Below are 12,357 nucleotides of genomic sequence, written 5' to 3'. Positions count from 1 at the left end.
GGTTTCCGATTTGTAACCGATCTCCCCTGGGCTTGGTGAGCACTCCCCACACTGCCTACAGTGCAAAGGTCAAACGTGGCGAGCAGGCACCCGTGCGCCCGCCGCGTCCCATGCACCAGGAGGAATCTTGATCAAGAAGCGCGCTGGGCTCGCAGCCCTCGCCGTGCTCGGGGCCACAGCAATCGCCCTGGCCGGCTGCTCCAGCAACAGCAGCAGTGGAGGTGACAAGGCGGGCTCGACGAACGCGTCCGGCATCGTCACCACCAACGGCAACGAGCCCCAGAACCCGCTCATCCCCTCGAACACCACCGAGGTCGGCGGCGGCAAGATCATCGACTCGATCTTCGAAGGCCTGGTGTCCTACGACGCCAAGGGCAAGCCGGTGAACGAGGTCGCGAAGAGCATCGACACCGATGACTCGAAGACGTTCGACATCAAGCTCAACACGGACTACACCTTCACCAACGGCGAGAAGGTCACGGCCGAGTCGTTCACCAAGGCGTGGAACTGGGCCGCCCAGTTCTCGAACAAGCAGGGCGCGAGCTACTTCTTCGAGAACATCGAGGGCTACGACGCCACGAAGGACTCCGAGCTCACCGGCCTCAAGGTCGTCAGCGACGACGAGTTCACCGTGACGCTCAAGTCGGCGCAGTCGGACTTCCCGCTGTCGCTCGGCTACTCGGCGTTCGTGCCGCTGCCCTCGGAGTTCTACAAGGACACCAAGGCCTTCGGTGAGAACCCGATCGGCAACGGCCCGTACAAGCTCGACGGCAAGGGTGCGTGGACGCACAACCAGTCGATCAAGCTCGTCACCAACAAGGACTACGAGGGCAAGCGCAAGCCGAAGAACGGTGGCCTGACGGTCACGTTCTACACCTCGCAGGACACCGCGTACTCCGACGCGCAGGGCGGCAACCTCGACGTCCTCGACGCCGTGCCGGACAGCGCCTTCGCGACCTACAAGTCCGACTTCCCGGACTCGAACGTCAACCAGGCCGCCGCGATCTTCCAGGCGATCTACCTGCCCTACTACCTCGACCACTGGAAGGGTGAAGAGGGCAAGCTCCGCCGCGAGGCGATCTCGATGGCGATCAACCGCAAGCAGATCACCGACAAGATCTTCGACGGCACCCGCACCCCGGCCAAGGACTTCACCTCCCCGGTGATCGCCGGCTGGAACGACGACCTCGACGGTTCGGACGTCCTGACCTACGACAAGTCGAAGGCCAAGGAGCTGTGGGCCGAGGCCGACAAGATCTCGAAGTACAACGACACCCTCACCATCTCGTACAACGCCGACGGCGGACACGAGGCGTGGGTGACCGCGGTCACGAACTCGATCTCGAGCACGCTCGGCATCAAGGCCGAGGGCAAGGCGTACCCGACGTTCGCCGAGGCCCTCGCGGTCCAGACGGACGACAAGCTCACGGGCGGCAGCCGTACCGGTTGGCAGGCGGACTACCCGTCGCTGTACAACTTCCTCGGCCCGACCATGGGTGACGGCTCGTCGAGCAACTACTCGCGCTACGACTCGGCCGAGTACAACGAGCTCCTCCAGAAGGGCCGTTCGGCCGCGACCGTCGAAGAGGGCAACAAGTTCTTCGACCAGGCGCAGGAGCTCCTGTTCAAGGACCTCCCGGAGATCCCGCTGTGGTACTCCAACGTCACCGGCGTGTGGAACGCGGACACCGTGTCGAACGTGAAGTTCGGCTGGAACTCGGTGCCGCTGTACTACGACGTCGAGGTCAAGAAGTAACCTCAGTCTCCTCGTGAGACACATCGCGGACGGGTATCCTGCTCCGCGACCACCGGACGGGGGTTCGGGAGCCCACCAGGCTCCCGAGCCCCCGTACCTCGGCGGCAACACCTTCCCCCACCACAGCGGGCGCCGCCGCCCGCACCGGACTCCCGTGCCGACCCGCGGACCGTCCACCCCTCACGACATGAACCTGAACGACATGCGCGTCCCGAACCAGGCAGGGATCTGATGGCCTGGTACCTCGGCAAGCGCCTCCTGCAACTCATCCCCGTGTTCTTCGGGGCCACGTTCCTCATCTACTTCATGGTGTTCTCCCTGCCGGGTGACCCGATCGCCGCCCTGTTCGGTGACCGTCAGCCGTCGCCGCAGGTCATCGAGCAGCTGCGCCAGCAGTACAACCTCGACAAGCCGTTCATCATCCAGTACCTGCTCTGGATCGGCGGCGTGTTCCGCGGTGACCTCGGGCTGACCTACTCGGGTCTGCCCGTGAGCTCGCAGCTCGCGCAGGCCTTCCCGATCACGGCTCGCCTCGCGATCCTCGCCCTGCTGTTCGAGTCGATCGCCGGCATCGTCGTCGGTGTCATCGCCGGTCTCCGCAAGGGCAAGCTCTTCGACGCGACCGCCCTGGTCGTGAGCCTCCTGCTCATCTCGGTCCCGACGTTCGTGGTCGGCTTCCTGCTGCAGTACGTCCTCGGCATCAACCTCGGCCTGTTCCGGGTCACGGTGTCGGGTCAGGCGCCGTGGTCCGAGCTCGTCCTGCCCGCGATCGTGCTGGCGTCGGTGTCGTTCGCGTACATCGTCCGCCTCACCCGCGCGAGCGTCGCCGAGAACGTGTCGGCCGACTTCGTCCGCACCGCGACCGCGAAGGGGCTCCCGCGCCGTCGCGTGGTGGGTGTGCACATCTTCCGCAACTCGCTCATCCCCGTGGTGACCTACCTGGGTGTCGACATCGGCAACCTGATGGTCGGCGCGGTCGTCACCGAGGGCATCTTCAACATCCACGGTGTGGGTGGCACGGTGTTCCAGGCCGTCAAGCTCGGCGAGGGTCCGACCGTCGTGTCGTTCGTCGCCGTGATGGTCATCATCTTCATGCTCGCCAACCTCCTGGTCGACCTGCTCTACGCCGTCCTGGACCCGAGGATCCGCTATGCCAAGTAACGCCGCACCCCGCTCGGCGACGCACTACGTCGCCCCGCTCGAGGAGACCCCGCTCCAGGCGGTCGACCAGGTCAACGAGGACGAGAAGACCCGTTCGACCTGGAGCGACGCCTGGGACTCGATGCGGACCCGTCCGATGTTCTGGGTGTCGTCGGTCCTCATCCTGCTGATCGTCCTCGTGGCGCTCTTCCCGGGGCTCTTCGCCCACGTCGACCCGCGTGCGGCGGACCTGGCGAAGAGCAACGAGGGACCCGAGGCCGGCCACATCCTGGGCTTCAACCGCCAGGGCAACGACGTCTACGCCCGCACCATCTGGGGCACGCGCAACTCGCTCATCGTCGGTGTCGTCGCGACCGTCCTCGTGTCGATCGTCGGCATCGTGATCGGTGCCCTCGCCGGCTTCTTCGGCGGGTGGCTCGACACGATCGTGTCCCGCATCGGTGACATCTTCTTCTCGATCCCGACGGTCCTCGGCGCGATCGTGATCATGTCCGTGATCCCCGCGCGGAACGCCCTGACGGTGTCGCTGGTGCTGGCCGTGTTCGCGTGGCCGCAGATCGCCCGCATCATGCGCGGCGCCGTGCTCAGCGCGAAGCAGTCCGACTACGTCACGGCCTCGGCCGCGCTCGGTGTCAGCCGCTTCACCACGCTGGTCCGCCACGTCGTCCCGAACTCGCTCGCACCGGTCATCGTCGTCGCGACGGTGTCCCTCGGTACGTTCATCGTCGCCGAGGCCACGCTGTCCTTCCTCGGTATCGGACTGCCGCAGTCGGCGCTCAGCTGGGGTGTCGACATCGGCAACGCCCAGGCGTCGATCCGCACCGCGCCGTCGACCATCTTCTGGCCGTCCGCCGCCCTGTCCATCACCGTGCTCGCGTTCCTCCTCCTCGGTGACGTGGTCCGCGACGCACTCGACCCGAAGGCGAGGGCCCGCCGATGAGCGAGACACTGACCCAGCCGAACGCCAGCCGTACCGGCGGCTCCGGCGCGCCCCTGCTCGAGATCACCGACCTCGAGGTCGGCTTCAAGACGCAGAACGGCTTCGTCCAGGCGGTCCGCGGCGCCAGCTTCACCCTCGAGCAGGGTGAGCGGCTCGCGATCGTCGGCGAGTCCGGCTCCGGCAAGTCGACGAGCGCCCAGTCGATCATCAAGCTCCTGCCCGGGACCGGCCAGGTCACCGGCGGGTCGATCAAGTTCAACGGGCGCGAGCTCGTCGGCCTGAGCGACAAGGAGATGTCGGAGATCCGCGGGAAGGAGATCGGCTACGTCCCGCAGGACCCGATGTCGAACCTCAACCCGCTGTGGTCGATCGGCTTCCAGGTCGAAGAGGCCATCAAGGCCAACGGCATCGCGACCGGCAAGCACGCCATCCGTGCCCGTGCGGTCGAGGTCCTGCAGGAGGCCGGCCTCGGCGACGCGTCGACCCGCCTGAAGCAGTACCCGCACGAGTTCTCCGGCGGCATGCGGCAGCGCGTGCTCATCGGCATCGGTCTGTCGAGCCGCCCGAAGCTGCTCATCGCCGACGAGCCGACGAGTGCGCTCGACGTCACCGTGCAGCGCGTGATCCTCGACCACCTCGAGACCCTCACCCGCGACTTCGGCACCTCCGTCCTGTTCATCACGCACGACCTCGGCCTCGCTGCCGAGCGCGCCGAGAAGCTCGTCGTGATGTACAAGGGCCAGGTCGTCGAGGCCGGGCCCTCGAAGGAGATCCTGGCGAACCCGCGGCACCCGTACACGCAGCGCCTCGTCGCCGCGGCACCGTCGCTCGCGAGCCGTCGCATCCAGTCCAAGGTGCAGCACCAGCGCGTGGACATCGCGGACGTCGGCAGCGACGACGCCGAGCTCCTCGCCCGCGCCCAGGAGCGCGAGCAGGCACCGGCGAAGGACCTCATCGTGGTGAAGAACCTCGAGAAGGTCTACAAGCTGCGCGGCAAGAACCTCGCCTCCCGCGAGCTGAAGGCCGTCGACGACGTCTCGTTCTCGATCCCGAAGGGCACCACCACGGCGCTCGTCGGCGAGTCCGGTTCGGGCAAGTCGACCGTCGCGAAGCTCGTCCTGCAGCTCGAGGCCATCACGAGCGGCACGGTCCAGTTCGACGGCATCGACATCGGCGCGCTGAAGGGCAAGGACCTCTTCGACTTCCGCCGCCGCGTGCAGCCGGTCTTCCAGGACCCGTACGGCTCGCTGGACCCGATGTACAACGTCGGGAACACGATCGCCGAGCCGCTGCACACGCACAAGGTGGGCGACAAGGCGTCCCGCCGGGCCCGCGTGCTCGAACTGCTCGACCAGGTCGCGCTGCCGAAGTCGATGGTCAACCGCTACCCGAACGAGCTCTCGGGCGGACAGCGGCAGCGCATCGCCGTGGCGCGGGCCCTCGCGCTCAAGCCCGAGGTCATCGTGCTCGACGAGGCGGTCTCCGCGCTCGACGTGCTCGTGCAGGGCCAGATCCTCGACCTGCTCACCGAGCTGCAGTCCGAGCTGGGCCTGACCTACCTGTTCATCACGCACGACCTGGCCGTCGTCCGCCTCGTGGCGGACAACGTCTGCGTCATGCGCAAGGGACAGATCGTCGAGAAGGCGACCACCGACGAGGTCTTCGCCAACCCGCGTGAGCAGTACACGAAGGACCTGCTGGACGCCATCCCCGGCGCCGGGTTCGAGTTCGGACGCTGATCCCGCTGGACACGAACGAGGCCGGACGCACCGTCGTCCTCCGCGCAGGCCGCGGAGGCGCGGTCGCGTCCGGCCTCGTCGCGTTCCTGGCGCTGTTCATGCTCGGCGACGCCGCGGTGCGGGGGAGCTGGGACGTCGTCCTGCACGCCGTCGGCCCCCTCGCCGCGCTCGTCTGGGTGCTCTGGGTACTCACCTTCCGCCCGCACGTACGGATCACCGACGACGCGATCACGGTGGTGAACCCGCTCCGGTCCACGGCGGTCCCGTGGGGCGCCGTCGAGGACGTCCGGATGCGCTGGCAGATCGTGCTCGACCTCGCCGACGGCCGCCGGCTCACCTGCTGGGGTGGACCGTCGCTGCCGCGGCCGAAGCCGACCCGACGGGGGGAGCCCCGCGTGCTGCGGCAGCCGGACGAGTTCGTCGCGGTCCGCGACCGCTGGTCGGAACGGCACGGGCGCACGGCCGACGCCCCCGTCGTCCGGGGCTGGGACGTGCCGGCCGTCGCGTCCGGCATCGCCGTGTTCGCCCTCTGCGTCGTCGCGATCGTCGTCTGAGACGTCCCCACCAGACGGACGGACGGACGGACGGACGGGAGGCGCGGTGCCAGCTGGCACCGCGCCTCCCGTCCGTCACACGGAACGTCAGTCGGTCACACCGTCGCCGACACCCGCTCGGTGAGCAGGTGGTTCTGGTCGGTCTGGATGCAGGCCACGCCGCGTCCGTGCACGTCCTGCAGGCGCGGGTCCACCGAACGGCACTGCTGCTGCCGGTCCTCGTCGAGGAGCTGGTACAGCGGGCAACGGGTGCGGAACCGGCACCCGTCGATCCGTTCCGTGGGGGAGGGGAGGTCGCCGTCGAGCAGGATGCGTCCGCGGGCGGCCTCGGCGAACGGGTCCGGCACCGGGACCGCGGACAGCAGGGCCCTGGTGTAGGGGTGCTGCGGGTCGTCGAACACGCGGTCGCCGTCGCCGTACTCGACGATCCGGCCGAGGTACATCACCGCGACGTCGTCGGCGATGTGCCGGACGACCGAGAGGTCGTGCGCGACGAACAGGTAGGACAGGCCCAGGCGGTGCTTGAGGTCTTCGAGCAGGTTGATGACACCGGCCTGCACGGACACGTCCAGCGCCGACACCGGCTCGTCGAGCACGAGGATCTTCGGCTCGACGATGAGCGCGCGGGCGATGCCGATGCGCTGTCGCTGGCCGCCGGAGAACTCGTGGGGGTACCGGTCGATGTAGCTCGGCTCGAGACCGACGAGCTCGAGCGAGTCCCGCACGCGTCGGCGGATCTCGTCCTTCGGCACGCCCTGCACCGTGAGCGGCTCGCCGATCACGGACCCGATGTCGAGACGGGGGTCGATGGAGGCCATCGGGTCCTGGAAGACGACCTGGATGTCGCTCCGGAGCGCACGGCGGTCGGACTTGGACAGGGTGCCGGTGTCGACGCCGTTCACCGTGATGGTGCCCTGCTGCGCGCCGGCGAGCTCGAGGATCTCCATGATCGTCGTGGTCTTGCCGCAGCCGGACTCGCCGACGAGCCCGAGGACCTGACCGCGCTTCAGCGTGAGGGAGATCCCGTCGACCGCGTGCACCTCGCCGATGCGCCGGCGGAACAGGGCGCCCTTCGTCAGCGGGAAGGTCTTCACGACGTCGTCGAGCTGCAGCACCACGTCGTCGCCGTGGTCGATCTCGGACTCGGGGACGTCCTCGGGGCGCGGGAAGATCTCGGAGCGGGCGAGCGTGCCGGCGGCGATCTCGTCGCGGCGGATGCACGCGGCGGTGTGCTCGTCGTCGAAGGCGCCGTTCGTGATGGTCGGCGTCGCACCGGTCAGGACCGGGTTGTCGTCGCTCGGTGCCACCGACGGGGCGATCAGGGCCGGCTCGCCCTCACGGCAGGCGTCGAGGACCGCGGGGCAGCGGTCGGCGAACGGGCAGCCGGTCGGCTTCTGGGTGAGCAGCGGCGGACGGCCGTCGAGCGGGACGAGGCGCTCCGAGCGTGCCGAGGCCATGTTCGGCATCGAGCGGAGCAGGCCGATCGTGTACGGCATGACCGGCTCGCGGAAGAGGGGTTCGACCGGTGCCGTCTCGACGATCCGGCCGGCGTACATCACGGCGACCCGGTCCGCGTTGCCCGCGACGACGCCGAGGTCGTGCGTGATGAGGACGACGGCGGCACCGGTCATGTCCTTGGCGGTCTGCAGCACGTCGAGGATCTGTGCCTGGATCGTCACGTCGAGCGCCGTGGTCGGCTCGTCGGCGATGATCAGCTTCGGGTCGTTGGCGATGGCGATCGCGATCATGGCGCGCTGCCGCATGCCGCCGGAGAACTCGTGCGGGAAGGCGTCGAGCCGCCGCGAGGGGTTCGGGATGCCGACGACGCGCAGGAGTTCCTCGGCACGGGCCCGGGCGGCGTGCGCGGTGAGGTTCCGGTCGTGCAGCCGCAGCCCCTCGACGATCTGCTGGCCGATCGTGTACACGGGCGTCAGGGCGGAGAGCGGGTCCTGGAAGACCATCGCGATGTCGCCGCCACGGAGCTTCGACATCTCGCGGTCGTTCAGGCCGAGCAGCTCGCGGCCGTCGAACCGGATGCTGCCCTCGACCTTGGCCGACGACGGCAGCAGACCCATCACGGCCATCGAGGACACCGACTTGCCCGATCCGGACTCGCCGACGATGCCGAGGAACTCGCCCTGGTTGACGGAGTAGTCCACGCCGCGTACGGCGTACACGGGCTTGGAGCCCGGGTCGAACGTGACGGCGAGGTCGGAGACGGTGAGCAGCGGCTCAGTCACGGTTGGCTCCCGAGGTGGGGTCGATGGCGTCGCGCAGGGCGTCGCCGAGCAGGCTGGTGGAGAGGACCGTGGCGACGAGCGTCGCAGCCGGCAGGACGAACAGCCACGGTCGGGTGACCGCGGACTGGCTGCCGGCGGCGAGCAGGGTGCCGAGCGACACGTCCGGCACCTGGATGCCGAAGCCGAAGAAGCTCAGGGCGCTCTCGGAGAGGATCATCGCGCCGACGCCGAGCGTGGCGTCGATGATGAGCAGCGAGGCCACGTTCGGCAGGATGTGCCGCCGGATGATCGTGAACGACGGGACGCCCATGAACCGTGCGGCCTTGACGTAGTCGCGCTCCCGGAGGGACATCGTCTGTCCGCGGATCACGCGGGCCATGATCATCCACCCGAAGATCGCCAGGCCGACGATGAGCGCCAGCCAGCTGAGGTTCTTGAACAGCGGGCTGAGGAGCACGAGCGCGTAGAACGACGGGATGACCAGGAGCAGGTCGATGCCCCACACGAGCGCCCGGTCGACGAACCCGCCGAAGTACCCGGCGATCGCACCGACGATGCCCGCGATGAGGGTCGCGGCGGGACCGGCGATGAGCCCGATGAGCAGGGACTTCTGCAGGCCCACCAGGGTCTGGGCGTAGATGTCCTGGCCGATGTCGTTCGTGCCGAACCAGTGCGAGGCGCTCGGCGGCATGCCGAAGGCGAGCCCGTCGGAGTCGACGGCGTTCCAGTGGTACAGGTACGGACCGACGAAGGCCCAGAGCAGGATGAGGAGGAGTGCACCGCCACCGATGCGGGCACGCCAGGTGCCGAGCACCTTGCGCCAGAGCGGGGTGCGGCCACCCTTCACCTCGACGACGTGCGCCGGCTGCCCGGCGTTGCCGTCACCGGGGTCGCCGGCGGTGGTCGTGGTCGTGGGGTCGAGAACAGACACGGGTCACACCCTCACTCGCGGGTCGAGCGCGGCGTAGAGCAGGTCCGCGAGGGTGCCTGCGATGAGCACGAGGATCGCCGTGAAGAGGATCGTGCCCGCTGCCGCGTTGATGTCGTTGTTGCTGATGCTCTGGACGAAGTACTCGCCCATGCCGTGCCAGCTGAAGACCAGTTCGGTGATGCTCGCACCGGTCAGGATGAGGCCGAACGAGTACGCGAAGAACGTCGACATCGGGATGAGGGCGACGCGGACACCGTGGCGCATGATGGCCGATCCGCGCGTCCGGCCCTTCGAGCGCGCCGTCCGGATGAAGTCGTTCGACAGCACGTCGAGCATCGCCGAGCGCTGGTAGCGCGAGTACGAGGCGACGGCGCCGACCGTCAGCGAGATCGTCGGTAAGAGCAGGTGCACCAGCCGGTCGCCGAGCACCGGGAAGAACCCGGTCACCCCCGGGGTGTACTCACCGGTGAACGAGATCAGCTGCGTCCCGACCGCCCCGTTGAGGGTCGTCGCGAGGATCATCAGCACCACCGCGATGACGAAGGGGGGCGTCGCGAGCACCGCGAACGACAGGTAGGTCGACACCTGGTCGGACGTCTTGTACTGCTTGACGGCGTTCCAGACGCCGAGCAGGACGCCGAGGATCGCACCGAGCAGGGTGCCGATCACCAGCAGCCGCAGGCTCGTGCCGGAGCGGGCGACGATGTCGGCCGTGACCTCGGTGCCGCGGGCGCTGATGCCGAGCGAGCCGTGCGTGACCAGGTTCACCCACCAGTTCCACGTGCGGACCAGGAGCGGGGTGTTCGGGTCGGCGCCGAGCTTCTGGAGCGCGGCGTCGATCGAACTCTGCGGGACCGGCGGGTTCTTGCCGAGGTACCGGGACGTCGGGTTGAGCGTCGCGCTGGCGAGGATGTAGCCGAGCGTCGTCGCGACGATCGTCAGGATCACGTAGTTGACGATCCGCTTCGCGAGGAAAGCAAGCATGTACTGGGACCTCAGTGGGGTGCGGCCGTCCGTCCGGACGGCGTTGTTCGGTGGCGACAGGCTAGCCGCTTCCGAGCCGGGGTGGGTGATCCCTGTTGACGCTATGCAACATTCGTTACGAGCATGTTTCGATTCGGTACAGCAGCCCTTGTGCGACCTTCGGATGTGACTAGGGTTCTCAACCAACAGGCGTGGCGGCGGGGGCCGTCGCGTCCCGGCGCTCCGGCGCGAACCACAACGAAAGGGAATCCTCGCCATGCGAATGAGGATCAAGACGACGGCCGTGCTCGCCACAGCAGCCGCCGCGGCACTCGTGCTCGCGGGCTGCTCCGGCGGCGGGTCCGCCGGACAGAGCAGCTCGGCCGTCGCCACGTCGTCGCTGAAGTCGACGGGTTGGACGGTCGCCGACCGCGACACGATCAAGGACGGCGGCTCGCTCACCCTGCCGATCGACTCCGCACCGGCGAACTGGCAGCTGTCGAACCTCGACTCCGGGACGGTCGACGACAACACGATCGCGGGCACCTACCTGCCCGGGTTCATCCAGTTCAAGGCCAACGGCGAGTGGGAGGCGAACAAGGACTACGTCGACTCGATCGAGCTGACGAAGGACTCGCCCCAGACCGTCGAGATCAAGATCAACCCCAAGGCGGTCTGGTCCGACGGCACCCCGATCACCGAGAAGGACGTCGAGGCGAACTGGAAGGCGCTGAACGGCACGAACAAGGCCTTCGCCCCGCTCGCCACCAACGTCTGGGAAGACGTCGACTCCGTCACGCAGGGTTCGGACGAGCGCGACGTCATCGTGACGTTCTCGAAGACGAACGCCGACTGGCCGAGCGTCTTCACCGCGATCTACCCCTACTGGGCCGTGGACACCCCCGACCACTTCAACAACTCGTGGGCGAAGGGTCCGTTCGCCGCGGACGGCAAGACGTACGTCTCCGCCGGCCCGTACATCCTCAAGACCTTCGACGCCAACGGCGGCGTCGTGACCTTCGAGAAGAACTCGAAGTGGTGGGGTGACGCGCCGAAGCTCGACACGATCGTCTTCAAGACCGTGTCCCGCGACGGTGTCGCCCAGGCCTACGCGAACAAGGAGTTCGACGCCTTCAACCTGAACGGCAGCGCGGACAACTTCAAGACCGCGAACAGCCGCTCGGACTCGAAGATCGAGCGCTCGCTCGGCACGACCCAGCGTCAGATCACCCTGAACGGCACGTCGGACGTCTTCAAGGACCAGGAGGTCCGCCAGGCGTTCGCCCAGGCGATCAACCGCCAGGTCGTCGCGCAGGCGATCCTCTCGCCGGTGAAGAGCCCGGTGCAGGTCCTCAACAACCTCGTCTACCTGCCCGGCCAGAAGGGCTACCAGGACAACGTCTCCTCGGTCTACGGCTACAGCACCGACAAGGCGAAGAAGAAGCTCGAGGACGCCGGCTACACGATCGGCTCGGACGGCTACGCGACCAAGGGCGGCAAGACGCTCGACGTCCGCTTCGTCATCCCGTCGGACAACCAGAACTCGGCGAACGTCGCGCAGCTCGTGCAGCAGCAGACGAAGCTCGCCGGCTTCAAGGTGACCATCGACACCGTCCCGACCGACGACTTCTTCACGAAGTACGTCACCACCGACGGCCGTGACTTCGACGCCACGTACTTCGCCTGGCAGGGCACGCCGTTCCCGGTGTCGTCGCTGAAGTCGATCTACTACCCGGCCGACGCGGGGCAGAACTACACGGGCGTGACCGACGACTCGCTCGGTGCTGCCTGGGACAAGGCGAACGCCGAACTCGACGCCGACAAGCGCATCGAGGACGCGGACGCGATCGACAAGAAGATCGTCAAGGTCGCGGGCACGATCCCGCTGTTCCCGGAGCCCTACGCCTGGGGCGTGCGCAAGGACCTCGTGAACTACGGTCCGGCGCAGTTCCAGCAGTCCTCCGTGAAGTGGCAGGACGTGGGCTACAAGGAGTAGTCCGCACCGCTGGAGAACGGAAACGACATCCCCGACGTCGCACGACGTCGGGGATGTCGTTCTTCGTCGGAGGGATC

The 12,357-nt window shown here is 67.9% G+C and carries 9 protein-coding genes; 6 read left to right on the top strand and 3 right to left on the bottom strand.

The genetic code is table 11. The annotated features are described in order from the left end of the window. Nucleotides 1-127: 127 nt before the first annotated feature. From HWD93_RS05875 to HWD93_RS05855, 5 genes are all read left to right on the top strand, one after another. Complete coding sequence (locus HWD93_RS05875; protein ID WP_070416718.1) at nucleotides 128-1,756, top strand: ABC transporter substrate-binding protein; 1,629 nt, start codon at nucleotides 128-130, stop codon at nucleotides 1,754-1,756. A 231-nt stretch (nucleotides 1,757-1,987) separates the two neighbouring features. Beyond that, nucleotides 1,988-2,917: an ABC transporter permease gene (locus HWD93_RS05870; RefSeq protein WP_071294538.1), complete on the top strand. Its 930-nt coding sequence runs from the start codon at nucleotides 1,988-1,990 to the stop codon at nucleotides 2,915-2,917. Further along, nucleotides 2,907-3,857, top strand: a complete 951-nt coding sequence (locus tag HWD93_RS05865) for an ABC transporter permease (RefSeq protein WP_070416716.1) — start codon at nucleotides 2,907-2,909, stop codon at nucleotides 3,855-3,857. The genes HWD93_RS05870 and HWD93_RS05865 overlap by 11 nt, the downstream gene beginning before the upstream one ends. After that, nucleotides 3,854-5,596, top strand: a complete 1,743-nt coding sequence (locus HWD93_RS05860) for an ABC transporter ATP-binding protein (RefSeq protein ID WP_261646325.1) — start codon at nucleotides 3,854-3,856, stop codon at nucleotides 5,594-5,596. Before HWD93_RS05865 ends, HWD93_RS05860 begins: the two co-directional genes overlap by 4 nt. A 98-nt stretch (nucleotides 5,597-5,694) precedes the next feature. Next, nucleotides 5,695-6,150 (top strand): PH domain-containing protein, encoded by a 456-nt coding sequence (locus HWD93_RS05855; protein WP_261646324.1) that lies wholly within the window; start codon nucleotides 5,695-5,697, stop codon nucleotides 6,148-6,150. Between the two features lie 95 nt (nucleotides 6,151-6,245). Here HWD93_RS05855 and HWD93_RS05850 read toward each other — a convergent pair whose 3' ends face one another. From HWD93_RS05850 to HWD93_RS05840, 3 genes are read right to left on the bottom strand one after another with little or no spacing between them, the layout of a single operon-like run. Beyond that, nucleotides 6,246-8,390, bottom strand: coding sequence for a dipeptide ABC transporter ATP-binding protein (locus HWD93_RS05850; protein WP_261646323.1), 2,145 nt, complete (start codon nucleotides 8,388-8,390; stop codon nucleotides 6,246-6,248). Beyond that, entirely contained in the window at nucleotides 8,383-9,321 is a 939-nt protein-coding gene (locus HWD93_RS05845; protein WP_083295025.1) for an ABC transporter permease, read from the bottom strand. The genes HWD93_RS05850 and HWD93_RS05845 overlap by 8 nt, the downstream gene beginning before the upstream one ends. Nucleotides 9,322-9,324: 3 nt before the next feature. Then, nucleotides 9,325-10,305 (bottom strand): ABC transporter permease, encoded by a 981-nt coding sequence (locus HWD93_RS05840; RefSeq protein ID WP_070416712.1) that lies wholly within the window; start codon nucleotides 10,303-10,305, stop codon nucleotides 9,325-9,327. A gap of 262 nt (nucleotides 10,306-10,567) precedes the next feature. Here HWD93_RS05840 and HWD93_RS05835 point away from each other — a divergent pair, with 262 nt between their 5' ends. Beyond that, on the top strand, nucleotides 10,568-12,280 hold the full coding sequence (locus HWD93_RS05835; protein WP_261646322.1) for an ABC transporter family substrate-binding protein: 1,713 nt from the start codon (nucleotides 10,568-10,570) through the stop codon (nucleotides 12,278-12,280). Nucleotides 12,281-12,357 lie beyond the last annotated feature (77 nt).

The organism is Curtobacterium sp. C2H10 (genome assembly GCF_025407985.1).
Taxonomy (GTDB): domain Bacteria; phylum Actinomycetota; class Actinomycetes; order Actinomycetales; family Microbacteriaceae; genus Curtobacterium.
This window is presented reverse-complemented; position numbering and strand designations above follow the sequence as displayed.

Bases quoted from the DNA above. Each gene is read 5' to 3' on its own strand.
- HWD93_RS05870 (WP_071294538.1), top strand. From the start codon at position 1,988: ATGGCCTGGTACCTCGGCAAGCGCCTCCTGCAACTCATCCCCGTGTTC.
- HWD93_RS05865 (WP_070416716.1), top strand. From the start codon at position 2,907: ATGCCAAGTAACGCCGCACCCCGCTCGGCGACGCACTACGTCGCCCCG.
- HWD93_RS05860 (WP_261646325.1), top strand. From the start codon at position 3,854: ATGAGCGAGACACTGACCCAGCCGAACGCCAGCCGTACCGGCGGCTCC.
- HWD93_RS05855 (WP_261646324.1), top strand. From the start codon at position 5,695: ATGCTCGGCGACGCCGCGGTGCGGGGGAGCTGGGACGTCGTCCTGCAC.
- HWD93_RS05840 (WP_070416712.1), bottom strand. From the start codon at position 10,305: ATGCTTGCTTTCCTCGCGAAGCGGATCGTCAACTACGTGATCCTGACG.
- HWD93_RS05835 (WP_261646322.1), top strand. From the start codon at position 10,568: ATGAGGATCAAGACGACGGCCGTGCTCGCCACAGCAGCCGCCGCGGCA.